We start from the raw sequence: 21190 nt of genomic DNA, 5'->3' as shown, positions 1-21190 counted from the left end.
GCGAACGCGGGCAAGCGGTAATGACGGAAGGCGAACAACAAACGTAATCGTCGCGAAGCGGCGATCGCGCAACCAAAGCTCGTCATACGACCCACGCAACCACCAACACAAGGCGACCGCACCAGCAAAAGGCGCTTGGTGACACGCTTCGGTCACTCGGACTGACGCTCAAGGCGGCTTCAGCGCAGCCGGTCGAGGTTCGCCCCCGACTTGTCGACCAGCGTCCGCATCGCCTCGTACGCGGCCTCCGGGTCCCGTGCCGCGATCGCGTCCAGCACCGCGCGGTGCGACGGCACCGGGTCGTTGTCCACGCTCCCGTGCACCAGCTTGTCCCGCTCCGCCAGCCCGATCGCGATGATCCGCTCGACCTGCGTCAGGAACGCGTTCTGCGTGGCCCCCATCAGCAACCGGTGGAACTCGAGGTCCGCCCGGACGGTCGCGGCGAGATCCCGGGCGGCGGCCATCCGGTCCAGCGCGGCCGAGAGGGCCTCGATGTCCGCGTCGGACGCGCGTTCGGCGGCCAGGCGGGCCGCGGCGGGTTCGACGATCACGCGCATCTCGGTGAGCTCGTCGAACAGGCCGTGGTCGGCGCCTGCCTGGGTCTGCCAGCGCATCACGTCGGTGTCGAGAAGGTTCCACGACGAGCGCGGCTGCACGAACGTGCCGCGCTTCTGCCTGGCGTCGATGATTCCCTTGGCCGAGAGCACTTTCAGGGCCTCGCGCAACGCTGTCAGCGACACGTCGAGCTCCTCGCGCAGCGCCGGGAGGTCGAGGGTGTCGCCCTCGCCGATCTCACCGGCCAGGATCCGGCCCGCCAGCGCCTCGACGGTCTGGCCGTGCACGCCACGCAGCCGCTTCTCGCTCATGAGGTCAGATCATATGGCAGATCATAAATTATGAATTATGTACTCCGTGGTGCTCAAGCTCGTAGGAGCGCCTTGATCTCGTCGAGGGGCGTGTGTGCGAGGGCTGACCCGACGCCGCACGCCACCGCGCCTGCTTCGAGCCACGCGGGGACATCGGCCGGTGCCACACCGCCGGTCGGCACGAGCGGCGCGTGCGGCAGCACCGCGAGGACGTCCTTGACCCACTGCGGCGTCGGCGCGGGGAACACCTTCACGGCGTCCGCGCCTGCCTCCAGCGCCTCCACGACCTCGGAAACCGTGCCTGCCCCGGGCAGCACCGCCGCCCCGTACCGATGCCCGGCCCTGATCACCGACACGTTCAGGTTGGGAGCCACCAGGAACTGTGCGCCCGCACGGATCGCGGCCACCGCCGAAGCCTCGTCCAGCACGGAACCCGCGCCGATGGTCGCGTCCGGATAGGACTCTCGCAGGTGCTGGATCGCCTGCGGTGCCTGAGGGTTCGTCAGCGGAAGCTCCAGCGACGTCAGGCCCGCGTCCAGCAACCCGGTGGCGGCCTCGACGGCGGAGTCGGCGTCCTGCGTGCGGACGATCGCGATGATGCCCTGCCGCACCACTGCCTGGGTGATCTCGTGCCGGTAGCTCACGCAATCAGCCTACTGGCGGCACGACGACGGCAGCTTCGCCTAGTGGTGACAGAGCCTGTCAGCGGCTGCCAGTGACGTGTGCGGCCGGTACCAGCGCCGCGGGCCAGCCTGGTCGTGTTGCCAGATCACGACCTCGAAGGAGCCCGAATGCACGTCACGATCATCGGTGCCGGCCTCGGCGGCCTCACGCTCGCTCGCGTGCTGCACGTCCACGGCATCCCGTCCGTGGTCCACGAAGCCGAGGAGTCACCGACGTCGCGAGCGCAGGGCGGGATGCTCGACATCCACGACTACAACGGCCAGCACGCCGTCAAGGCCGCGGGACTCATGGACGAGTTCCGCGCTCTGGTCCTCGAAGGACGCCAGGCGATGCGCATCCTCGGCCCCGACGGCACAGTGCTGCACGAGCAGGCCGACGACGGCTCGGAGGGGCGGCCCGAGGTGATGCGTGCCGAGCTGCGGCAGATGCTGCTCGACTCGCTCCCCGCCGGAACCGTGCGGTGGGGCCACAAGGTGACGAGCGTCGAGGGCCGTGAGGTGACGTTCGCGAACGGCACCACGGTTGTTGCGGATCTGCTGGTCGGCGCGGACGGCGCCTGGTCACGGGTCCGGCGCGTGCTGAGCGACGCCACGCCCGAGTACACCGGCGTGGCGTTCGTCGAGACCTACCTCCACAACGCCGACACCCGGCACCCCGCCGCCGCGAAGGTCGTCGGCGGCGGCTCGTTGATGGCGCCCGGCCAGGGCAAGGGCATCTTCGCGCACCGGGAGCGCGGCGACACGCTCCACGCCTACATCGACTTCACCAAGCCCGAGGAGTGGTTCGACACCATCGACGTCACCGACCCCGCACGGGTCGCGCAGGAGTTCGAGGGCTGGGCGCCGGAGCTCACCGCGCTCATCACGGAGACCGACACGGTTCCGTTGCTGCGCAAGCACTACACCCTGCCCACCGGTCACCGCTGGGACCGCGTGCCGGGCGTGACGCTCGTCGGCGACGCCGCGCACCTCATGCCTCCCAACGGTGAGGGCGCCAACCTGGCCATGGTGGACGGCGCGGAGCTGGCACAGGCCCTCGTCGCGCATCCAGGCGACGTGGAGGCGGCGCTCACCGAGTACGAGGAGGCCATGTTCGTGCGGGCCGCGGAGACCGGTGCCGACAGCGAGGAGCTCATGGAGAGCTTGTTCGGTGAGAACCCGCCGGAGAAGTTGCTCGAGCTGCTCGAACAGCAGTGACGAGCAGGACCGCCATGACGGCGACTCCCGCCCACATGGCGGTCCTCCATCCATCCACAAAGGACCCGCCCGCGTCGACGGTCCTGGCGACCAGCGCGCCCAGGAACGCGATGCCGAGCGCGGTGCCGAGCTCCCTGGTGACGTCGTTGAGCGCGGAGGCCACGCCCTGACGTTCGCGTGGCAGCGCACCGGTGATCGCCTCGGTGGCGGGCGGCATGGACAGGCCGGTGCCGACGCCCATCGCGATCATGCCGGGCAGGATCGCCAGGTAACCGCCAGCCGACACGAGCACCGCCATCAGCGCGAGGCCCGCGCCGCCGAGGGCGATCCCGGTGGCGGTCGTGGCGCGCGGCCCGATCCGTTCGGCGAGGCGAGGGGCAAGACCGGACGCCACCATCATCGACCCGGCCATCGGCAGCAACGCCACCGTGGCCAGCAGGCCCGACCACCCCAGCACGGTCTGGAAGTACGGGTACAGCACGATCGACACGCCCGCCTGCACGCCGAACACCGTCACCAGCACCGTGGAACCGTTGGCCAGGCCGCGCTCGCGAAACAGCCGGACGTCCAGCAGGGGAGCGCTCCGGCGCAGCTCCCACGTGACGAAGGCGGCACCGGCGGCGACCCCGGCGACCAGGCTGATCACCGAGCCCTCGTGCAGGAAGAAGATCAGCCCGGCCACGGCCACCCCGGACAACACCGATCCGACGACGTCGAACGGGTGCTCCGCCGCCTCACGCGAGTCGGGCACCGAACGCACGGTCATCGCCAGCGCGACGATCACGAGCACCACCGGCAGCACGAACAGGTAGCGCCAACTCGCCCAGTCGACGAGAACCGCCGACAGGAACATGCCGAGCAGACCCCCGCCCCCGGCGACACCGGTCCACACCCCGATCGCCCGCCCGCGCTCCCGCTCCGGGAACGTCGAGGTGATCACGGCGAGCGTCACGGGCATGATCGTCGCCGCGCCGATCCCGCTGAGCACGCGTGCCGCGAGCACCACCTCGACCGACTGCGCCACCCCCGCGATCACGTTGGAGACGCCGAACACGACCAGGCCGGCGACGAGCACCGGCTTGCGGCCCCGCCGGTCGCCGACCGCGCCGAGCGGCAGCAGCAACGCGGACAGCGTGAGGACGTAGACGTTGATGATCCACAGGACGGTGCTCTGCGAGACGCCGAACTCGGCCGCGAGGTCGGGCTGGGCCACGTTCAACCCGGTCACCGAGGAGATGACGGCCATCAACGCCACGGAGACAGCGATCAGGATCTTGCGATGAGTCATGCCGCGACGGTAGGCAGGCCTTGCGGCACAGGCATACGATCGTGCGCATGACGCAAGAAGACGGCGATCTCGACAGCCTCGTGCGCAAGCGGATCCGCGCACTCCGGGTGGCGCAGGGCTGGTCGCTGGACGAGCTCGCGACCCGCGCCAGGCTGAGTCCGTCCTCGCTCAGCCGGATCGAGAACGGCCAGCGCCGCCTCGCCCTCGACCAGCTCGTCACGCTCGCGCGGGCCCTGGACACGTCACTGGACCAGCTCGTCGAGACCGACACCGACGACGTGATCGTCAGTCCGATGATCGACGGTGCCCACGGCCAGATGCGGTGGCCGATCAAGGCCGAACCCGGCATGACCGTCATGCGCCGACGCATGACCGATCCGCCGCCCGACAACCCGGCCTTGCTGCGCGCGCACTCCGGACGGGAGTGGCTCGTCGTCCTGTCCGGCACCGCCGTCCTGCTGCTGGGCAACCGCCGGCTCCGGGTGGAGACCAACCAGGCCGCCGAGTTCCCGACGATGCTCCCGCACGCGATCGGCACCGCGGGCGGACCGTGCGAGATCCTCGGCATCTTCGACCGCGAGGCCCGGCGCGGCCACAACGCGGACAAGGTGTTGCGCGACGGGCAGCGCTGACGCTCATCGCCTTGCCTTAAGCGCAAGTGATCGTGCACCCGGCGCATGGCCGTCCTACGTTGGCCACATGAACGATCACGGACACGGCCAGGCGGAGATCCTCGATCTCGACGCGGAAGTCGTCGCCGAGCACACCGCCTCCGTCATCAAGTGGCTGCCCGTCTCGAACCCGCGCCAGATCGTGGACCTGGGCTCCGGCACCGGCGCGGGGACGTTCGCGCTGCTGGCCCAGTTCCCCGAAGCGCACGTCACGGCCGTGGACGCGTCGGTCGACCACCTGCAAAGCCTGTGGGACAGGGCCTGCGAGCACGGTCTGACCGACCACGTGCGCACGGTCCAGGCCGACCTCGACGCGCAGTGGCCGGACGTCGGCACGCCGGATCTGGTGTGGGCGTCGGGCTCACTGCACCACCTGGCCGACCCCGACCGAACGCTGCGCCAGGTCCACGACGTGCTCGCGCCGGGCGGCGTGCTCGCCGTCGTGGAGATGGCGGGCCTGCCGAAGTTCCTCCCGGACGACGCCCCCGAGAGCCACCTCGAACAGCACCGCCACGACGAACGCGTTCCTCACCGCGGCGCGGACTGGGGTCCCAAGCTCGCCGCTGCGGGCCTCACGGTGGAGGGCGAACGGACCCTCACCATCCACATCGGACGGTCTCCTGCGGTGGAACGCTACGCGCACGCCGTGTTGCGGCGGCTGCTCGATCCCGAAGCACTGCACCGGGCCCTGCGCCGTGACGACCTCGCACTGCGAGCCGAGCGAACTGTCTGGGCGGCGAGCAAATGAACCACGAGGAGTGGCGCCGGGCCAGGCGTGACGAGATCGCCGACAAGGTCAAGGTGGTCGCCAAGGGCACCGTCACCGGTCACGAAACCCGTGTCCTGCCAGGAATCCCGGGGGAGTGGCGGATCACCGAGACGGGCGCGCTGACGCACACGGCCGACGGCGTGACGCGCGAAGTCCCCAGTGGCAGTCCTGTCGAGCTCGGCACGGGGCGAATCGCTCTCGCCGGCGGTGCGGACGGCTTCTACGGCGTGGTGGTCAGGGACGACGCCGTCCTGGCGCCGAGCGGGATCGACACCTACCCCTACGACCCCGCCTGGGTCTTCGAGGGCGAGTTCCGCGCCGCACCGGACGGTCGCCGCCTCGACGTCGAACACCTGACGTCCCCTCGCACCACCGACTCGGTCCTGGCTCCGGTCGACCTGGTCGTCACGATCAACGGCACCGAGCACGTCCTGCACGTCATCGAAACCATGCCGGGCCAACGTCTCGTCGTCTTCACCGACGAGACGAACGGCACCGAGACGCCCGCCATCGGCCGCTGGCTGGTGCTCCCGCTGCTGGAACCCGGCAGCAGGCTGACCGTCGACTTCAACCAGGCCTCCCTCTCGCACCACCACCTGGCCCCGGCGGTCTTCACCTGCCCCCTCTCGCCGCCCGGCAACCACCTCCCCATGCGAGTCGAAGCAGGAGAACGCGCACTCGTGTACGACCTCAAGGAAAAGACCGTCACCTACCTGCGCCACCTGGAGAACAGGGAGTGGGACGCGGCACGGGCGATGTGCTCCGAGAACGCCACCGTCTGGCACAACGACGGCAAGGGCGACTCGACGATCCAGGAGAACATCGACGGCATGGCCGCCAAGGTCGGGCCCATCTCGTCCATGCGCTACGACGTCACGCGGCAGTTCGACCAGCCAGGTGAGGTGCTGCAACAGCACGTCGTGAAGGTCGTGATGAAGGACGGCGCGGTGTTCCAGGTCGACGCCGCCGTGTACTTCCGGTTCGAGGAAGGGCTGATCACCCGCATCGAGGAGTACGCGGGCCTGCCCGGCTAGCGTGACGCCTCGACGAGCGCCGTCCTCAGCAGGTCGAGGGCGGCCGCTCGGGCCCCGGCCAGCGACGGTTCCTCCACCGAGGCCGCCACCAGATCGACCTGTCGCGGCAACCGCGCGCACTCGTCCCTGATCTCGTCGAGCACGGACGGCCCCCAAGACCCGCCGACCACCACGATTTCGGGGTCCGCGAGCGTCACCAACGCCGTGATCACCCCGCCGATCGCCCGCGCCAGCACCGCGGGATCCGCCTCTGGCAACCGAGCCAGGTCGATGGCGGTCGAGCCGGGCTGCCGCAGGCCCAGCGAGCCGAAGACCTCGATGAACGGCATCGCGCCGGACGGGCCGACCGTGATCAGGTGCGAGATCTCGCCGGCCAGCCCCGCGTGCCCCCGCCGCACCTCACCATCGCTGACCAAAGCGCACCCCAGACCCTCGCCCAGGTACAGGTAGGCGAAGTCGGCGACACCCAGAACCGCGTGCTCGGCCTGGGCCGCCCAGTTCACGTCGTTGTCGACGATCACCGGGCCGTTCAGCAGCGGCGACAGGACTGCGACGGGATCCAGTTCGCCCACGAGGAACGGGGAGTCGGGGAGCTGGACGAGCCTGCCGGTGCGGCGGTCCACCGGGTCGGCCGCGCTGACGGTGCAGAGGCGGACGTTGTGGGCCGCAACGGTTTCCGCGACGACGGACGGCAGCACAGCCGGCACTTCGCCAGGTGAGCTGATCGAGTGGTGCAGGCGCGCGACCACATCTCCGTACGCGTCAACGCATTCCGCCGTCACGCCGGCCGGTGCGATCGTCACGACCAGCGCGACACCGACGTCCGGAGCGAGGCTGTAGAAGGAACCCACCCGGCCCCGGCCCCGGCCGCCTGGCGTGCGTTCGCCGGTGTCGGCGACCAGGCCGTGCTCGACCAGGCGGCGCACGCTCTCGCCCACTGTCGGCTTCGACAGACCCGTCACCACCGCCAGCTCGGCGCGCGTCAGCCTTCGGGAGGTCATCAGTGAGCGCAGCACGTGCTCGTCGGAGATCGAGCGCAGCAGCTCCTGGGACGGCTTGGTCACGCGACGCATTCTAGTTAGGGGGCTTGCCTACAAAGCGGCGACACGCCTACAGTTCCAAGTAAGGAGGCCTTACTGGAAGGAGTCGGACGTGCTGCCGAACTGGGAAACCACCCCTGATGACCTGCCTGGAGCCGTTCGCGAGGTCAAGAAGGCGATCAGGGCGACCATCGAGGCGTCCGGGCGCACCGTCGAGGAGGTCTTCGCGGTCGTCGAGGAACGGATCCGGCGCGAGGTCGACGACATCCACGCCGGGCAGGCGTGGCCGGTGATCGACTACGCCGACATCGCGGCCGGTACCGCAGAAACGTCGCTCCTGCGCCGTCGTGGCTGCCTCGTCGTGCGTGGGCACTTCGAACGCGAGCAGGCGCTGAGCTGGGACAAGTCCATTGTGGACTACGTGGAGAGCAACGGGTTCTTCGAGAACTACCGCGGCCCCGGCGACGACTTCTTCGGCAGCGTCGGCTCCAAGCCCGAGATCTACCCGATCTACTGGTCACCCGCACAGCAGGAAGCGCGGCAGCACGAACGCATGGCCACCGTCCAACGCTTCCTGAACAGCCTGTGGAAGCACGACGGCTGGTTCGACCCCGACCGCGACGTCCACTACCCGGACCGCATCCGACGCCGCCCGCCTGGTGCGAACTCCAGCGGCCTCGGCACGCACCTCGATCCCGGCACGCTCGACCTCTGGATGACGCGGGAGTACCAGCAGGCGTTCCGGCACCTGTTCAACGGCACGGTCGAGCAGTACGACCCGTGGGACGCCGCGCACCGCACCACCGGCCCGCAGTACCCCGGAACGACGATGTGCTCGGTGTTCCGCACGTTCCAGGGCTGGACCGCGCTGTCGGACATGGTGCACGACCAGGGCGTCCTGCACACCGTCCCGATCCCCGGCGCCATGGCGTACCTGATGTTGCGCCCGCTGCTGGACGACGTCCCGGACGACGACATGTGCGGCGTCACGGTCAACCAGGTCTTCCCGGTCAGCGAGAAGTACCACCCGCTGCTGCTCGAAGCGTTGAGCGGCATCCCGGACGTCCAGGCGGGTGACTCCGTCTGGTGGCACTGCGACATGATCCACAGCGTCGCGCCGGTCACGAACCAGCAGGGCTGGGGCAACGTCATGTACATCCCCGCAGCGCCGTGGTGCCCGCGCAACGAGCGCTACGCCGCACAAATCGCCCACGCCCACGCGACCGGTGAGAGCCCCAGCGACTTCCCCGAGGAGCACTACGAACGCGACTGGCCCAACCGGTCACGCCCCGAATAGCACCCGGAACACCGCGCCCTCACCCGGCGCGGTGTCCAGCTCGATCCGCCACCCGTGCGCCGCGACCAGCGCGGCCACGATCGCGAGCCCCAGCCCCGTGCCGCCGGGTCCGCGCGCGGCATCCACGCGGTAGAACCGTTCGAACGCCCGCGAAGCCTGCTCCGGCTGCAAACCCGGCCCGTGATCAGCCACCTCGACGCGGTCCGACGTGAGCCGGACCTCGATCGGCGACCCCGCCGGCGTGTGGATCAGGGCGTTGTCGAGGAGGTTCGTCAGCACCTGTCGCACCCGCGCCTCGTCGGCCTGCACCAGCACCGGTCCGGCGGGAAGTTCCAGCGACACAACACGATCCGCGTCACGAACCCGCGCCTCGACCACGGCATCCGTGACCAGCACAACCATGTCCACAGTGGACAAGGCAAGTGGCTGCGCCGAGTCCAGCCGCGCCAGCTGGAGCAGGTCCTCGACGAGCAACCCCATCCGTTCGGCGTGGTCCTCGATCCGCTTCAGCACCTCGGCGGCATCCGTCGCCGCGCCCTGCCGGTACAGCTCGGCGTAGCCCCGGATCGACGTCAACGGCGTCCGCAGCTCGTGCGAGGCGTCGGCCACGAACTGCCGCATCCGGTTCTCCGACGACACCCGCACCGCGAACGCCTGCTCGATCTGCCCGAGCATCGTGTTCAACGCCGACGCCAGCCGCCCGACCTCGCTGCCGGGCCGCCGCACCGGCACCCGGCGCGACAGATCACCGGCCGCGATCTCACCGGCGACCTGCTCGACCTCCTCCAACGCCCGGGTGGACGACCGCACCAGCACGTACCCGGCCATCCCGACGAGGATCAGGGCGCCGAGGCTGATCAGCAGGAACGCCAGCCGCAGGTCGCCGACCGCCTTGTCGACGTCCGACTGGTCCGCCACCGCGACCAGCTCCGCGCCGTCGAACTGCCGCATCACGATCCGGTGCGTGCCCGACGTGACGTGCTCGCCCGGCCGCAACGTGCCGTACGAGGGCAGACCCTCGATCGGCGTGCCCGCCACGACCCCGTTCGCGTCGCGCAGGACCATGTTGTCGCGCAAGGGGAGCGTTCGAGGCATCGACACCACCCGGTCCAGCCGTGCGTCGATCTGGCCGAGCAGGTACCGCTCCATCACCTGCGAGCCGATCAGCCACGTGCTGAACAGGCCCGCGGCCGCCAGGGCGACGAGCACGACCACCAGCCGCACGCGCAACGTCATGGCCGAATCATGTATCCCAGGCCGCGAACTGTGTGAATCAGCCGCGGTTCCGAAGCGTCCACTTTGCGCCGCAGGTACGAGATGTACGACTCGACCACGCCCACGTCACCGTCGAAGTCGTGCGACCACACCTGGTCGAGGATCTGCGCCTTCGACAGCACCCGCCCGCTGTTGCGCATCAGGTAGTGCAGCAGCCGGAACTCCGTCGGCGACAGCTCCACGACCCGCGAACCGCGCCGCACGACGTGGCTTTCCACGTCCAGCGAGAGGTCACCGCAGGTCAGCTGCTCGCTCTCGCCTCCTGGCCGGGTGCGGCGCAGCACGGCCGTCACGCGCGCGATGACCTCCTCCAGGCTGAACGGCTTGGTGATGTAGCCGTCGCCGCCGATCGTGAGGCCCGTGATGCGGTCGTCCGTGCTGTCGCGCGCGGTCAGGTACAGCACCGGCACGCGCACGCCGTCGGAACGCAGCCGCCGCACCACCTCGAAGCCGTCGCGGTCGGGCAGCATCACGTCGAGCAGCACCAGGTCCGGCGCGTCCGAGCGGGCCGCCGTCAACGCTTCGGAGCCGGTTGCCGCGCTGGACACGGTGAACCCCGCGAACCGCAGGCTGGCGCACAGCAGTTCGCGGATGCTGGGTTCGTCCTCGACGACGAGCAACCGGCCACGTTCCACGCGACGATCCTGCATCACCCGGTCGTCGGCCGCTGCGTGATGGTCTGCCCGTTCACCGTGCCGTCCTCACCCGCCTGACCCTGCACGACGACCTGCTGGCCGGCCTTCAGGTCGTCGAGCTTGCCCTGCGACGTGATCTCCACCTTCGTCGAGTCCGAAGTGGACACCTTCACGATCTGGCCGTTCGCCGTCTTCACGTAGACGGTCGTGCCCTCGATGCGGTCGATCGTGCCGATGGTGCCGCGCCCGCCAATTCCCCGCTGCTGCCCACCGGACGGCGGTGTGCCGTTGAACTGGCGCGCGGCGTTCTGGAGGGTTTGCGCGGAGCCGACGGCCTTCTGCACGAACACTCCACCGAAGAACGCGACGATGGCGAGCACCGCGACGCCCAAGATGATCGTGCCCTTGCCGAAGCCGGTCTTGCGCTCCTTCAGCTCGGCCGAGATGTCGTTCTCGAGCGGCTGGTCGAGTGGGTTGGTCACAGAACTCTCCCTATTCATGCCTGAGGGCTTCGATGGGGCGGAGCTTCGCCGCGCGGGAAGCCGGGTAACTGCCGAAGAACAGGCCGATCAACGCCGACACCGCGAACGCGAGCAGCACCGACGACGGCACGAGCACCGGTGTGATGCCGGCGATGGTGAACTGGCTGCCGATCACGCCCGCGGCGACGCCCAACGCCCCGCCGAACAGGCTCAGCAGCGTCGCTTCAATCAGGAACTGGCCGAGGATCGACGACCGGGGCGCGCCGACCGCCTTGCGGATGCCGATCTCGCGGATCCGCTCGGTGACCGTGACCAGCATGATGTTCGTGATGCCGATTCCGCCCACCAGCAACGAGATCGCGGCCACCGACGCGAGGAGCACGGTGAACGTCTCCGTCGTCGCGGTGCGCGCGGTGAGCAGCTGGTCCTGGCTCAGGATCCGGTAGTCGGCGGTCGTGCCGGTGATCTTGTGCCGCCCGTTGAGGATGGTTGTGACCTGAGCCTGCGCGTTCGGCAACGCGTCGGCGCTTCGCGCCTGCACGACGATCTGGGTGAGGCTGCCGTAGCCGGTCAACGCGTTCTGCGTGGTCGTGAGCGGCGCGACGGCCATGTCGTCGGCGTCCTGCAACCCGCTGGAACCCTTGGCCGCCAGCACTCCGACGACGGTGAACGGGATGTTGTTGACCAGCATGGACTTCCCGATCGGATCGGTGCCGGGGAAGAGCTGGGTCGCGACGGTCGCGCCGATCACGACGACCTTGCGCGCCTGCTGCACGTCGTTGTCGGAGAACAGGTTCCCTTGTGCGACAGCGCTGTTCGTGGTCTCGAAGTAGTGCGGGTCGGTGCCGATGAACTGGTTGATCGCGTAGCTCGTGCTGCCGTAGCCCGCGGTCGCCTGCGCGTTCACGACGGGCGAGGCGTACTTGACGTCGGGGGAGTCGGGTCCGACCAGTGCCGCCGCGTCCGCCGTGGTCAGCGGCTTGGCGGTGCTGCCGGGCTGGGCGCGCTGCGGGCTGATCGTCAGGATGTTCGTGCCGAGCCCGGCGATGCTCTGCTGCACCGCGCTCGACGCGCCGTTGCCGACCGCGATCAGCAGGATCACCGACGCGACACCGATCAGGATGCCCAACGTGGTCAAGCCGGACCGCATCTTGTTCGCGGTCAGGCCGCGCACGGCGAACGCGCCGATTTCGAAGAACCTCACACCAGCACCCCCGCGACCCCGTCTGAATGAACACGGCCGTCGACCACACGAACCGTGCGCATCGCGTGTGCTGCGACCTCGTCCTCGTGCGTGATCAGCACGACCGTGCGCCCGCTGGCGTTGAGACGGTCGAGGATGCCCAGGACCTCGCGGCTGGACTCGGTGTCGAGGTTTCCGGTCGGCTCGTCGGCGAGCACGATCGCGGGCGACGTGACGAGCGCACGCGCGATGGCGACGCGTTGTTGTTGCCCGCCAGACAGTTCGTTGGGCCGGTGGTGCGTGCGGTCGTTGAGACCAACGAGATCGAGCGCGGCAAGCGCCCTCTCTCGACGCTGGGCACGTCGAACTCCCGCGTACACCAGCGGGAGCTCGACGTTGGCGAGTGCCGTGGTCCGCGGCACCAGGTTGAAGGACTGGAAGACGAAACCGATCTTCCTGTTGCGCAGCAAGGAGAGCTGCTCCTCGTCGAACTCGCCCGTGTCGATGCCGTCGAGCAGGTACTTGCCGGACGTCGGCACGTCGAGGCAGCCGAGGATGTTGAGCAGCGTCGACTTGCCCGACCCCGACGCGCCCATGATCGCGATGTACTCGCCCTTCTCGACGGTCAGGTCGAGGCCGCGCAGCGCGTGCACGGCCGTGTCGCCCGCGCCGTACGTCTTGCGGAGGTCCCTGACCTCGATGACCGGGCTCATCGACCGGTCCCGGTGAAGCCGCCGCCGTTGCGCTGCCCGCCGGTGCCGGGCAGGGTGCCTTGCTGTTGCTGGCGGTTCTGGTTGGTCGAGGTGGTGACCGGTGGCAGCACGACCTGTTCGCCCGCGGTGAGGCCGGACTTGATCTCCACGTACTGGTCGCCGCGCACCCCGACTTCCACGGTCTTGCGGGTTTCCGCGCCGTTCTCCAGCACTTGGACGGTGCTTTGGCCGTTGGCCGTCTGCACGGCCGCTGCTGGTACGGCGAGGGCGTTGGTGGCGGAGTTGACGGTGACCTCGACGCTCGCCGACTGACCGGGTCGCAATCCGTCCGGCGGTGCGGTCAGGGTCAGCGTCACGCCGTACTGGACGACGTTGTTCGACGTCGTGGGGGTGAGGTCGACCTGCGCGACCTTCGCCTGGATCGGCTGCCCCTGCACGGCGTTGACCGTGACGGTCGCGGCCTGGTCGTTCTTGAGCTTGCTGACGTCGGACTCGGAGACGTTCGCGTGCAGCACGAGGTTCTTCAGGTCCGTCACGACGACGAACCCGGACGTATCGGTGGTGGTCGTGCTTGTGCTCGTGTTGCCGGCGCTGACCTTCTGCCCGACGGCACCGGTGATCGACGTGATCGTGCCGTCGCCAGGTGCGGTGAGCGTCGTGGCGGCCAGCGCGTCCTGGGCCTGCTTGAGCGCGAGCTGGGCCTGCCGGTAGGCGGTGAGCAACGCGGTCGTGCCCGTGCCCTTGGCCAGCGCCGCGTCGAGGTTGCCCTGCGCGATGTCGACCTGCAGCTGAGCCTGCGTCGGATCGAGCTTGGCGAGCTGCTGGCCCTTGGTGACGGTGTCGCCGACCTTGACGTTCACCTCGGTGACCGTGCCGCCGGTGCCGAAGGACGCGGCGGCGCTGAACGAGCTCTGCACCGTCCCCGACGCCGTCACCACCTCGCTGACGTCGCGGTTGGCTGCGGCGGCGGTGCGGGCGGTGGTGGTCTGGGCGCTGCCGGTGGAACCGAAGAACATCAGGTAACCGGCCACACCGGCACCGAGGAGCACCACCACGAGCAGCCCGTTGATCAACAGGGATCTGCGACGTCGAGTCATGGGCTGAGATGGTCGTCTGCCAAGCTGTGGTGGGGCTGCCAGTTCCCTGGCAATCAGCTGAAGATCAGCTGTTCCGTTTTCACCCGAATGAGCACCTTGTTGCTCTTCGAGAAAGCCCTAGCGTCGAGGCATGGCCACGACCATTCCATCCACCGCGTACAGCCGAGACCTGGGCGACGAACTGCGTCGGGTGCGCGAGACCTCCACCGAACTGACGGGCGCCGCGCTCGCCGTCCGTCTGGGCTGGGACCCGAGCAAGCTCTCGACCATCGAGACCGGCAAGTACCGCGCCAGCGAGATCGACCTGGTGCAGTACTTGTCCATGTGCGGCAAGGACATCGACTTCTTCGAGGAGTTCAAGCAGCGCTACCGGTACGCCTTCGAGGAGTACATCGTGCAGGTGTCGGACAACCTGCGCACCCTGGCGATGGCGGAGTCGACGGCCACGACGATCACCAGCTACGACCCGCAGGCCATCCCCGGACTCGTGCAGACGCCGGAGTACGCCGACGGCCTGTACCGGATGGGTGGGTACGTCTCGGAGGACCGGATCCCGACGGTCGTGCAGTTCCGCATGGACCGCCAGGCGATCCTGAAGCGGCACGACCGGCCGACTTGCCTGTTCTACATCCACGAGCACGCGTTGCAGACGCAGGTCGGCGACGGCCGGATCATGGAGGACCAGTACGCCCGGCTGCTGTTCGACCAGCACACGATCCGGATCGTTCCGGCGGATGCGGGGCTGATCGCCACCAGCTGCGTGTTGTGGGAGTACGAGAAGGCGATGCCGATCGCGTTCACGTCGACCGACCTGGCGAAGGTGTTCGTGCAGGATCCCGGCGCCATCGCACGCACACGTCTGCTGTTCGACCGTTTGGCTGAGGTCGCCTTGGATGAGGAACAATCGCGGAGCAAGCTGGCGGAGTACGTCAGCCGACCGCGAGAGGACCTCGATGACGCAGGAACGGGCATGGCGTAAGAGCAGCTACAGCGGTGCGACCGAAGACGACAACTGCGTCGAGGTGTCACTGTCGCGTGATGCTCTCGTCCGGGACTCGAAGAACCCGTTCGGAGGCACCCTGACCTTCAGTTCGACCGCCTGGGAAAACTTCCTCGAAAGTCGTTGAACCGTCTCCCTTCCCTGCACGTGTTCCCGCCGTCGAACGGGATCAAGGGGGACGGGCAATGGACGAGAAGACGGTGCTGCTGCCGAAGCAGGGCGGTCAGGTGGTGCCGCTGTGCAGGACGCCCCCGCTGCGGGTGGACGTCGCGGGCGGCGGTCCCGTCGGTCTCGCCTTCGCCTGCACCGTGAAGTCGTTGCTGGGGGACAGGGTCTCGGTGCGCGTCCACGACCGTCGCTGGATGCGCCGGGGCAACCGCGTCGTGTGGCGCGGCGTGGCCGAGGGCAACAACCGGCGCGAGCAGGTCGTGACGTTGCAGAGCAATGTCTGGGCCGCGCTGCCCGTTGCCGTGCAGCAGCGGCTTTTCGTGCCGGGCAGGTTCTCCGAGATGTGGCCGCTCGGCCCCGACTCGCCGGAGTCGAAGGGCCGTCCGCGCAACATCAAGATCCGCTGGATCGAGGACGCCCTGCTGGACATGGCGCAGGACGTCTACGGCATCGAGGTGATCCCCGAGGCCTACGCGAAGCCCGACGGCTGGGACGGCCTGCACGTGCTCGCGATCGCCGACGGCGCCCGTTCCGCGACCCGTGATGCGTTGAAGGACCAGTTCGGCACGCCGAGCCGTGAACTGTTCTCTGTGGACGGTTCCCCGCTGGACGAGCGCGTCCTCGGCATCCGCGTGACGGCGAAGGTCCCCGACGAGCACACCGTGCCGTTGACGGTGGCGCAGAACAGGTTCTTGTTCAACTCGCTCGGCGGCGGCTTCATCAACATGCGCCTGACCGCCGAGGAAGCTTCCGAGATCGTCGCCCTCGGCGAGAACGGCCCGGTGTCGTGCATCGGTTCCTTCGGCTGCACGATGCGTCCTGCGGGCGGGCGTTTCGTCTGCGACCGCCACCGCGCGGTGTTCAAGCCGTCCGTCGACAAGCTTTCGTACCTGTGGCCCCGAATCCTCGACGGCCTGCGCTTCTTCGGCGTCGGCGCGGCAGACGTCGTGGGCATCACCTCGTTCACGCTCGGCATGCAGCAGATGTCGAAGTTCACCGCCCAGCTCGCCCCGTCGACGTTCGGCTTCCTCCTGGGCGACGCGGCCAACTCGCTGCACTTCTGGCCGGGCCGAGGCCTGAACACGGGCCTGAAGAGCGCGTTGTCGCTGGCCGTGAACCTGCAGAAGCGTTGGCGCGGATCGGCTTTCCGCGCCGCCGACTTCGCCGCGCACGAGGGGATCATGCAGCAGCTCCAGTACCGCGAGAAGTCACGTGCCTGGACCACGATGCTGATGCCGGACTCCGAGGGCGTGCCGCGCGGCATCGAGGACCGCATCCGCGAGGGGCTGCAGGGGCCGTTCGACCGGGCGGCTCTCGTTCAGACGTTGTTCGAGCGGGTGTTGGAGATCAAGAAGCGTCTTGGCGGCCGGATGGGGTCGTTGGCCACCGACGAGTGGTACTACGGGCGGATCAACGCTCTCGACGCCCGCAGTCTGAAGGTCATGGTGGAGTCCGGGCCGTGGATCACGCGGGAGATCGGCGGCGAGGAGGTCGTGGTGCCGTCGGCTGAGCCCGCCGCTGTCGCGGAGCCGGCTCGTCGGGGCCTGTCCCTCGTCAGCTGACGGCGTCACGGAGGTGGGATCAGTTCGATCGAGAACTCCTGGTCGGCCGCGCTGGAGCAGCGCCCTTGCACCACTTCGGCACCGGCCTCGGTGTCCTGGTCCCGCAAGCTCAGGCACAGGTCGGTGGCCACGGGGCGGATCCGGAAACGTGCCGCTGCCGAAGGGCCGAACGGTTCGAGCCTGAACTGCTGGGCCGGGTTGTCGTCGGCGCAGTCGTCGCGTGGTTCGAGCAGGTCACGGCCAGGTCCGTCGAGAAGGACCGTGAGGCAGCCGATGCTGTACTTCGGATGGTGCCACTGGATCTGCACCACGTTGTCCCTCACGGGTTCGACGAACACGCGCGGCAGGACAGCATCCGCGCAGGGCTGTTGGGCCGCGACGGCGGTGGTGTAACGCCCGGTCCGGTCGGTGCCCTCGGTGACGCAGAGTTCGGGCGTGCGGCCGGGATGGACGCGTGCCCAGCTGCCCACCGCCCGGATGGCCAGACCCGTCACGGGCAACAGCGACGGCGACGTCGAAGGCGCGGACGTGTCGACCAGACTGTCGACCCCCAAGGTGCCCGCGACGCCGACACCCGCCGCGGCGAGCAGGCTCGCCATCCGGCGCCAGCGCGGGAAACGCGGCGGGAGACGTTCGTCCGCGACCTCTTCACGGTTGTCGCCGTCCTGGTCGCCGGGCTGCGCTGGATCGTTGGCCGCGAGACGGCGGCGGACGTCGAGCCACTGGCGCACATCCTCGTCGCCGAGCCCGCACGCGCGGGTGAAAGCCTCGACGAACCACTCCCTGGGTAGCGTGGCGCGACCGAGGGCGGTCGCGATCGTGCTGGCAGGAAGTCGGTCCATGCGCGCGGTCGCTTTTCCCTCTATCTGCCGATAGGTCAGCCCGGACCACGTTCGCAGGGCGCGCAGTTCTGCCGTGAATTCCGTGGGGGTGTTGGCTTTGGGCCGAGGTGCCTCCGCCGCCGTGCTCGAGCCGCCGCCTCCATGATCCATTGCCTCAGGGTGGCGTGTCCGCGGGTGACCACGCGACCGCTGATCAGGAGACCGGTGCTGCGCCGTTCAGGCGTGTTCGGAACGAGTCCCAGCACCGTTCGGAACAGGTCCGAACAGATCCGAACGGCGTTCCCGCTTGTCAGGGCCCGAGAGCGACCGGCACGCTCGGTGTCGATCGACCTCTCCAAAGGCGATCGTCACTGCTCGAGGCCCCGTGTCGATACCGGGATTCTTTCGGGCTCCCGCTTTTCCAAGTGCTGAGGGGGAAGAAACATGAGTTTCCGAAACGCGCCGATCAAACTGGGGGCCGCGTTGGGGGTGGTTGCGCTGGCGGTTGTCATGGTTTCCGCGCCGGCGTCCGCTTCCACCGTGTCGCACGGCTCCACTGGAATTCGCATCGTCGCGCAGGGCCAGACCGTCAACGGCGGGTGGGTCGAGTACACCGTCGATGGCACCTCGAGCGGCTTCGGAGCACAGGCCGTGGAAAAGGTGGGCGGCGGCATTTGGGCCTACGGAGCCACGTTCAACGCCGCCGGGCAGAAGGTCTGCTACTCGCAGTACGAGCACACCAAGGTCGCCCACGGCTCGTCCGTGCAGATGAACGGGCAGTACCACTCCGACTGGGTCGGTGCGGGCTACGTCTCGAACGCACGGCTCGCCGAGCACACCTCGGCGACCTGCAAAACGTACTGGCGCAAGTGAGTCGTGAAGTCAGGGAGGGGAGGAACGGTGATGTTCAGCAGACTCATCGGAACGTTGGTGGTGGTGCTGACGGCGAGCGTGGTCTCGGCCGCGCCGGCGTCGGCAGCGGAGACGTGGTGCGGGACGGCGGCGAACTACCGAGTCGTCGCGTCGAACGTGGCGTCCGCGAAAGCGGAGAACCGCACGGTCGCGGTGCGCTACTACAACAACCACGTGTTCAGCGTGATCTACGGAGCCAAGCCGGGTGACGCCGTCTCCATGGGCTGGGAGTACAGCGGCAACGACGTGGCGTACTGGTGCGGCAAGTACGGCGACGGATGGCCCAAGTGGTCCACGGTCCCGTCGGGCAGTGCGTCGGCGTTCACCGCGGCCGTGCCGTTCAGCCAGGTGAACTGGGCGTTCGCCAGAGGAAAACTGACTCCCAGCGGCTATTTGTTCAGCACCAGCAAGGTTTACATCTGAGACCGGCGCGGTGGCGGGTCCCTGCCGGGGCCCGCCACCCACTCGGAGGAGAACCACGATGCTCGCGAGATCGTTGCCGGCGTTGCTCTTGCTGATCACAACCGCATGCGGAGCGGACGAGCAGCCACCGCTGATCGTGGGAGAGGTCGCGCTGCCGCTCCAACGCTTCGAACTGACCCCGGCGGAGTACGCGCAGGTCCAGCGGGCGCGCATGTGGGCACTCGACGAGTGCATGACGCGTTTCGGGATCGACCTGTCGTTGCCCGCGGCAAAACAAGCGCGGCCGGTCCGGTCCGCGGCCCTCGTCGGCCACCTCCGTGACCGCGAACCCGAACGTCACGGCTACCGGGGACCGGTGGGCTACCAGGACGACCTCTTCACCGCTGCAGCACGCGGCGTGACCAAGGCGGTGGAGGTGCCTGCGCCGTACGTCCCCGTGTTCGACGGGACCGTCGAGCAGTACGGCGGGCGGCTCGTGCCCCCGGACGGTTGCGACGGCGAGGTGAAGCGTCGGCTGGACGCCGGTGCGGGACATCTCCGCGACTCACTGGGCGACAAGCGCGTCGTGCCGTCGAGCACGTTCACCCTGATCGAGCAGGAGGCACTGGCTCGGGTGGAACGCGACGACCGCTACCGGGCCGCGCAGACCCGGTGGAGCGACTGCATGGACCGGGCCGGCTACCACTACGCCACGACAGCGGACGCCGAGGGCGACCCGAGGTGGGCCACCTCCGTGTCCATCACGGCCGTCGAACCCGAACGTGACGTGACAGCAGAGGAGATCGCGACCGCCACCGCGGACACGCGTTGCCGTGACGAGGTCCGTCTGCCGGGCACCGCGCTGCGACTGCACACGGAGTTCCAGGAGAAGCTGATCGCTGATCGTTTCACCGCGCTCGTTCAAGCCAAACAGCTGCTGGACGCCCAGTTGCACAACAGTGCGCTCATCGGGAGCGGATGAACAACGCCGCCGACGTCTCATGACTCCTGAGCGAGGTACACCCAGGCGTCCGCGCCCGACCCGAGTCGCACCAGAGCCCGCCGGTAGTCGTCGACCTCGTAGACGTCCGCCGCGGCGAGCTCCTCGGTGGTGACCTGGAGGAGGGTCCCCGCGGTCGTGTCCGCAGGATCACCGGTGTGCCGGACGATCGGATGCCGGTCCGTCCCGCTCACCTCGATCACGGCCGGGTCGGTGATCGTCACCCAGTCCTGCCGATACCCCGGCAGCACGTCCTCCTTGCCGACCAGCGTCCGCCCGAAATGCTCGATCTGCACCGACGCCGTCTGCAACGTCCCGTACGAGAAGAGGTTCACGACCGCGCCCGCCGGCCCACCGATCCGCCGCAGCACGGGGTTCGCGACGTCGGCGTTGCCCAGGACGACCGAGGCCCGATCGGCCGGCCCGACCTCGGCCAGGTACCGGCGGCTGGCGGCGTGATACCGCTGGTCGAAGGCCCGTTCAGCCTGCTCCAGCCCGCCGAGCAGCTCCGTGTCCCGGCGCGTGCCGCGATCCCGCGCCACCTCGAACGGCGTGTCGACGAAGATCACCTCATCCCACTCCAGGTCGCGTTGCAGGAAGCTGCCGTCGACCACGAGCACGAGGTCCTCGGCAGCCTCGACCGGCGGTTCGTCGATCGCCGTGTCCAAGAGCAGGTCGATGATCCGTTGCCGGTACTTGCGGTCCCCGCCGGGCCCGAGCGGCTCCAGCACCAGGCGGGAGAACGACGCGAAGTCGTAAGCGTCGGTGTAGTAGCCGTCCGCCGAGTCGCGTCCCTGCCGGTGCCGGATCGCGCGCGGGTTGTGGAAGCCGTCCATCGACAGGTGTGCGGCGGTACGACCCCGTTCGGCGATGGCCGCGGTCAGCTCGCGTGCCAGGGTCGTCTTGCCCGACGCCGTGATGCCGTCGACGGCCACCCGCAGCGGTCGGGCCTGAGCGACGAGGTGGTCGGCGATCCTGCCCAGCACGCGCTCCCGAGAAGTGATCATGACGCCAACCTAGTCCTGGTCTGTCAATTCAATCCAACCCAGGCATACCGGACATAGTTCTTTGGCGCGAAAAGCACGTTCGGGCCAT

General features: G+C 68.8%; 23 protein-coding genes. 11 read left to right on the top strand and 12 right to left on the bottom strand.

Annotation, left to right across the window (positions count from 1 at the left end; all coding sequences use genetic code 11):
• Nucleotides 1-179 precede the first annotated feature (179 nt).
• Both ACFOWZ_RS47995 and ACFOWZ_RS47990 read right to left on the bottom strand, forming a co-directional pair.
• On the bottom strand, nucleotides 180-866 hold the full coding sequence (locus ACFOWZ_RS47995) for a FadR/GntR family transcriptional regulator (protein WP_382381436.1): 687 nt from the start codon (nucleotides 864-866) through the stop codon (nucleotides 180-182).
• Nucleotides 867-919: 53 nt separating this feature from the next.
• Nucleotides 920-1510, bottom strand: coding sequence for a bifunctional 4-hydroxy-2-oxoglutarate aldolase/2-dehydro-3-deoxy-phosphogluconate aldolase (locus ACFOWZ_RS47990; RefSeq protein WP_382381434.1), 591 nt, complete (start codon nucleotides 1508-1510; stop codon nucleotides 920-922).
• A gap of 147 nt (nucleotides 1511-1657) precedes the next feature.
• Between ACFOWZ_RS47990 and ACFOWZ_RS47985 the strand changes: the two genes are divergently transcribed.
• On the top strand, nucleotides 1658-2746 hold the full coding sequence (locus ACFOWZ_RS47985) for an FAD-dependent oxidoreductase (protein WP_382381432.1): 1089 nt from the start codon (nucleotides 1658-1660) through the stop codon (nucleotides 2744-2746).
• On the opposite strand, the gene ACFOWZ_RS47980 is transcribed toward ACFOWZ_RS47985, so the two are convergent.
• Nucleotides 2682-4034, bottom strand: coding sequence for an MFS transporter (locus tag ACFOWZ_RS47980; protein ID WP_382381430.1), 1353 nt, complete (start codon nucleotides 4032-4034; stop codon nucleotides 2682-2684). The two genes, ACFOWZ_RS47985 and ACFOWZ_RS47980, sit on opposite strands and share 65 nt — an antisense overlap.
• A 47-nt stretch (nucleotides 4035-4081) precedes the next feature.
• On the opposite strand from ACFOWZ_RS47980, the gene ACFOWZ_RS47975 reads away from it, so the two are divergent.
• The 3 genes from ACFOWZ_RS47975 (at nucleotide 4082) to ACFOWZ_RS47965 (ending at nucleotide 6508) form a co-directional block, all read left to right on the top strand.
• Entirely contained in the window at nucleotides 4082-4666 is a 585-nt protein-coding gene (locus ACFOWZ_RS47975) for a helix-turn-helix domain-containing protein (protein WP_382381428.1), read from the top strand.
• A gap of 67 nt (nucleotides 4667-4733) precedes the next feature.
• Entirely contained in the window at nucleotides 4734-5453 is a 720-nt protein-coding gene (locus tag ACFOWZ_RS47970) for a class I SAM-dependent methyltransferase (protein ID WP_382381426.1), read from the top strand.
• A complete protein-coding gene (locus tag ACFOWZ_RS47965; RefSeq protein WP_382381424.1) occupies nucleotides 5450-6508 on the top strand; it encodes a DUF1684 domain-containing protein in 1059 nt (352 codons plus the stop codon). Before ACFOWZ_RS47970 ends, ACFOWZ_RS47965 begins: the two co-directional genes overlap by 4 nt.
• On the opposite strand, the gene ACFOWZ_RS47960 is transcribed toward ACFOWZ_RS47965, so the two are convergent.
• A complete protein-coding gene (locus ACFOWZ_RS47960; protein WP_382381422.1) occupies nucleotides 6505-7572 on the bottom strand; it encodes an ROK family transcriptional regulator in 1068 nt (355 codons plus the stop codon). The genes ACFOWZ_RS47965 and ACFOWZ_RS47960 overlap by 4 nt on opposite strands.
• 88 nt (nucleotides 7573-7660) lie before the next feature.
• Here ACFOWZ_RS47960 and ACFOWZ_RS47955 point away from each other — a divergent pair, with 88 nt between their 5' ends.
• Nucleotides 7661-8845, top strand: a complete 1185-nt coding sequence (locus ACFOWZ_RS47955) for a YbiU family protein (RefSeq protein ID WP_382381420.1) — start codon at nucleotides 7661-7663, stop codon at nucleotides 8843-8845.
• Here the strand turns inward: ACFOWZ_RS47955 and ACFOWZ_RS47950 are convergent.
• The 6 genes from ACFOWZ_RS47950 to ACFOWZ_RS47925 are packed head-to-tail and all read right to left on the bottom strand — an operon-like array spanning nucleotide 8831 to nucleotide 14230.
• Nucleotides 8831-10081 carry a sensor histidine kinase gene (locus ACFOWZ_RS47950; protein WP_382381418.1) on the bottom strand — a complete coding sequence of 417 codons (1251 nt, stop codon included), beginning with the start codon at nucleotides 10079-10081 and terminating at the stop codon, nucleotides 8831-8833. The two genes, ACFOWZ_RS47955 and ACFOWZ_RS47950, sit on opposite strands and share 15 nt — an antisense overlap.
• Nucleotides 10078-10770, bottom strand: a complete 693-nt coding sequence (locus ACFOWZ_RS47945; protein WP_382381416.1) for a response regulator transcription factor — start codon at nucleotides 10768-10770, stop codon at nucleotides 10078-10080. The genes ACFOWZ_RS47950 and ACFOWZ_RS47945 overlap by 4 nt, the downstream gene beginning before the upstream one ends.
• Nucleotides 10770-11237 (bottom strand): hypothetical protein, encoded by a 468-nt coding sequence (locus tag ACFOWZ_RS47940; RefSeq protein ID WP_382381414.1) that lies wholly within the window; start codon nucleotides 11235-11237, stop codon nucleotides 10770-10772. The genes ACFOWZ_RS47945 and ACFOWZ_RS47940 overlap by 1 nt, the downstream gene beginning before the upstream one ends.
• A 10-nt stretch (nucleotides 11238-11247) precedes the next feature.
• Nucleotides 11248-12441 (bottom strand): ABC transporter permease, encoded by a 1194-nt coding sequence (locus ACFOWZ_RS47935; protein ID WP_382381412.1) that lies wholly within the window; start codon nucleotides 12439-12441, stop codon nucleotides 11248-11250.
• Nucleotides 12438-13133, bottom strand: a complete 696-nt coding sequence (locus ACFOWZ_RS47930) for an ABC transporter ATP-binding protein (protein WP_382381410.1) — start codon at nucleotides 13131-13133, stop codon at nucleotides 12438-12440. The genes ACFOWZ_RS47935 and ACFOWZ_RS47930 overlap by 4 nt, the downstream gene beginning before the upstream one ends.
• Nucleotides 13130-14230 (bottom strand): efflux RND transporter periplasmic adaptor subunit, encoded by a 1101-nt coding sequence (locus ACFOWZ_RS47925; protein WP_382381408.1) that lies wholly within the window; start codon nucleotides 14228-14230, stop codon nucleotides 13130-13132. The genes ACFOWZ_RS47930 and ACFOWZ_RS47925 overlap by 4 nt, the downstream gene beginning before the upstream one ends.
• Nucleotides 14231-14360: 130 nt before the next feature.
• Between ACFOWZ_RS47925 and ACFOWZ_RS47920 the strand changes: the two genes are divergently transcribed.
• The 3 genes from ACFOWZ_RS47920 to ACFOWZ_RS47910 are packed head-to-tail and all read left to right on the top strand — an operon-like array spanning nucleotide 14361 to nucleotide 16960.
• Complete coding sequence (locus ACFOWZ_RS47920) at nucleotides 14361-15209, top strand: helix-turn-helix domain-containing protein (protein WP_382381406.1); 849 nt, start codon at nucleotides 14361-14363, stop codon at nucleotides 15207-15209.
• Entirely contained in the window at nucleotides 15124-15357 is a 234-nt protein-coding gene (locus tag ACFOWZ_RS47915) for a DUF397 domain-containing protein (RefSeq protein WP_382381404.1), read from the top strand. Before ACFOWZ_RS47920 ends, ACFOWZ_RS47915 begins: the two co-directional genes overlap by 86 nt.
• A 58-nt stretch (nucleotides 15358-15415) precedes the next feature.
• Nucleotides 15416-16960, top strand: a complete 1545-nt coding sequence (locus ACFOWZ_RS47910) for a hypothetical protein (protein ID WP_382381402.1) — start codon at nucleotides 15416-15418, stop codon at nucleotides 16958-16960.
• A gap of 5 nt (nucleotides 16961-16965) precedes the next feature.
• On the opposite strand, the gene ACFOWZ_RS47905 is transcribed toward ACFOWZ_RS47910, so the two are convergent.
• Nucleotides 16966-17952, bottom strand: coding sequence for a helix-turn-helix domain-containing protein (locus ACFOWZ_RS47905; RefSeq protein WP_382381400.1), 987 nt, complete (start codon nucleotides 17950-17952; stop codon nucleotides 16966-16968).
• Between the two features lie 273 nt (nucleotides 17953-18225).
• On the opposite strand from ACFOWZ_RS47905, the gene ACFOWZ_RS47900 reads away from it, so the two are divergent.
• Genes ACFOWZ_RS47900 through ACFOWZ_RS47890 form a run of 3 tightly spaced genes read left to right on the top strand, consistent with a single transcriptional unit; the run spans nucleotide 18226 to nucleotide 20077 of the window.
• A complete protein-coding gene (locus tag ACFOWZ_RS47900; protein WP_382381398.1) occupies nucleotides 18226-18654 on the top strand; it encodes a lactococcin 972 family bacteriocin in 429 nt (142 codons plus the stop codon).
• Nucleotides 18655-18684: 30 nt separating this feature from the next.
• Nucleotides 18685-19116 carry a hypothetical protein gene (locus ACFOWZ_RS47895; RefSeq protein ID WP_382381396.1) on the top strand — a complete coding sequence of 144 codons (432 nt, stop codon included), beginning with the start codon at nucleotides 18685-18687 and terminating at the stop codon, nucleotides 19114-19116.
• 58 nt (nucleotides 19117-19174) lie between these two features.
• Nucleotides 19175-20077 (top strand): hypothetical protein, encoded by a 903-nt coding sequence (locus ACFOWZ_RS47890; RefSeq protein WP_382381394.1) that lies wholly within the window; start codon nucleotides 19175-19177, stop codon nucleotides 20075-20077.
• Between the two features lie 17 nt (nucleotides 20078-20094).
• Here the strand turns inward: ACFOWZ_RS47890 and ACFOWZ_RS47885 are convergent, their stop codons facing one another.
• Nucleotides 20095-21102 carry a gamma-glutamylcyclotransferase gene (locus tag ACFOWZ_RS47885; protein WP_382381392.1) on the bottom strand — a complete coding sequence of 336 codons (1008 nt, stop codon included), beginning with the start codon at nucleotides 21100-21102 and terminating at the stop codon, nucleotides 20095-20097.
• Nucleotides 21103-21190: the final 88 nt, after the last annotated feature.

The organism is Lentzea rhizosphaerae (assembly GCF_042649515.1).
Lineage (GTDB): Bacteria > Actinomycetota > Actinomycetes > Mycobacteriales > Pseudonocardiaceae > Lentzea > Lentzea aerocolonigenes.
Note: the sequence above shows the minus strand (reverse complement) of the source record. Positions and strands in the feature narration are given on the sequence as shown.